Raw genomic sequence first — 265 nt, 5'->3', positions numbered from 1 at the left:
GAAGACCCCGACGACATGGTTGCCTCCGCCTCGTTCAAACCGCTCGTAGCCGTCCTCCAAGGCCTGCGCTCACACTCGGAACGCCTCGTCGGGCAGCTCGCCTCACGGGCCCTGACCAGGCAGCCACAGACCAAACGGCACCACCTCATCCGCGACGAAGACGGGCAGATCATCAGCGCCGACGGCGAAGGCGACGGCAAAGACCAGGAACAGGACGGCGCGCAGGGCGCGGTCGAATCGGAGCTGTTGCACTTCTCCAGCCCCC

The 265-nt window shown here is 66.8% G+C and carries 1 protein-coding gene; it reads left to right on the top strand.

The features are described from left to right. A partial coding sequence (locus KVT28_RS25320; protein WP_217550938.1) for a hypothetical protein occupies positions 1–265 on the top strand: 265 nt, incomplete at both ends.

Origin of the sequence: Pantoea sp. GbtcB22 (assembly GCF_019091025.1) — a bacterium.
GTDB lineage: Bacteria > Pseudomonadota > Gammaproteobacteria > Enterobacterales > Enterobacteriaceae > Pantoea > Pantoea leporis.
Note: the sequence above shows the minus strand (reverse complement) of the source record. Positions and strands in the feature narration are given on the sequence as shown.